Consider the following 1735-nt stretch of genomic DNA (forward strand, 5'->3'; position numbering starts at 1 on the left):
AGCGCCGACAAGGGATTCTCGGGCACGCGGTCATCATCGGCATTGGGACGTCCCAATTGCGCAAGGGGATGGTCTTCGATGATGGCCGCTGAAGAAGGCTGCGTATCGGCATCGGCTGCGGCCATGCGCGCGCTCGCGGCCGGCGCAGGCGGCACGGACGCCGCCGCGGCGGGCTGCGCCGGCGGCGCGGCCTGATGAGTGGACTCGGCGACCACTGGCAGCGGCGCCGTATCGAACACGCTGTACAGCACCGCGCCCGCGGCGCCTGTCAGCAACAGCAGCAGCACTGCCAGCGGCAACCGCGAACGGCGTTTGGGCCCCAGGTGTTTGACCTCGGCATCCGGCGCGCGGCCCTCGAGCGCGGCGAGGATGCGCGATGCTGCGCGTTCATCCGGTGACGGTGAGCGTCCTGCAAGCAAGCTGGGAACAGAGGTCGGTGATCGCGATCTTTTTTCGTCTTCTGCCATGCGAAGTCCCGTGTTTGCAGGGGCTGTCTGCACCCCTGTAACCAAGGGGTTCGAGAATACCTGATGACTTCTTTCGCATCACCGTTTCTTGTTACGAGTTCTAAGCCACGGACGCGTTTTGCAACGCCCAAGCGCTTGCCTGAATCCCAAATAGAACAAAAGATTACGCCTTCGTAACTGAGGGACCTCCTTGCTGCTCCTGCTGCCTCTCTACTTTCTGCTCGCCATAGGCGTCTCCGCGTTGTTTGTCTTCCCCTCATTGCGGGAGGCCACCGCGCGGGGAGTACGCGCGCTCGCACAGGGGATACGCAAGGGCGTGACGCGCGGCGCGGGACACGCCGGAGGGGCCGTGGACGGCTCCGCGCAAGCGCTGCGCGCGGGCTTCGGAAAGGCCGGCGGCGCGTTTTCGGCATATCGCTGGCACATCGCCGCAGTCCTGCTGGTGGTGCTGCTTCCGTCACTTTTCGCTTTCGTCATGCGACACAATCACACATTTGTTTACGCGGATCGAACAGCTGGTCCGGACCCTCGCATACAGGCCCTGCTGACCGGCGAAAGACTGGTTCCGCCGCCTCCTCTACCACCCGAAGCGTTCACCACGCGCGAAGTGGAATTGGTGCGCCCCAACCTGGGCGGCGCCAGCCGCGACTGGAATCTGCTGGATGCCGATTACCGCCAGCGCCTGTTGGCCGCGTACCGCGTGATGCGTGAAGAACATGGCTACGAGATGGTGCTGATCGAAGGCTATCGCAGCCCCGACCGCCAGGCGGAGCTTGCGAAGATGGGCTCGCACGTGACCAACGCCGGCGCCTACCAGAGCTATCACCAGTTCGGCCTGGCCGCGGACAGCGCTTTCCTGCGCGACGGCAAGGTGGTGGTGTCCGAGAAGGATCCCTGGGCCATGCGCGGCTACGAGCTCTTCGGCGAAACCGCCGAGCGCGTCGGCCTGACCTGGGGCGGCCGCTGGAAGATGATGGACTTCGGCCACACCGAACTGCGCCGCCCCGGCGTCATGCGGCGCAACGGCGAGGCCGCGCAATGATCAACTCCGCAAACGTCAGATCGCATTCATGAGCCGCATACTCAAAACCGGCCTGCTGCTGGCCCTAGTCTTCGGCGTGGTCTGGCTCGCCGTCATCATCTGGTGGCAGGAGTCGCGCACGCTGCCCACGGGCGTGGACATCGGCCTCTATCTGTTCGCGCTGCCGCTGGCGCTGATCGCCGCCGCCTGGGGCGGCGCGCGCATTGTCCGCGCGCGGCGCGAGGCC

At 65.6% G+C, this 1735-nt stretch carries 1 protein-coding gene and 2 pseudogenes; 2 read left to right on the forward strand and 1 reads right to left on the reverse strand.

Annotated elements, in window-relative coordinates; translation table 11 throughout:
• A pseudogene (locus WBB14_RS19785) lies at positions 1-467 on the reverse strand (hypothetical protein); the annotation flags it as partial.
• A 190-nt stretch (positions 468-657) separates the two neighbouring features.
• On the opposite strand from WBB14_RS19785, the gene WBB14_RS19790 reads away from it, so the two are divergent.
• The gene (locus WBB14_RS19790) at positions 658-1509 is read left to right on the forward strand and encodes a M15 family metallopeptidase (protein ID WP_424241339.1); all 852 of its coding nucleotides are present in this window, start codon (positions 658-660) and stop codon (positions 1507-1509) included.
• 28 nt (positions 1510-1537) lie between these two features.
• A pseudogene (locus WBB14_RS19795) lies at positions 1538-1735 on the forward strand (hypothetical protein); the annotation flags it as partial.

The organism is Achromobacter sp., from assembly GCF_049647645.1.
Taxonomy (GTDB): domain Bacteria; phylum Pseudomonadota; class Gammaproteobacteria; order Burkholderiales; family Burkholderiaceae_B; genus Achromobacter.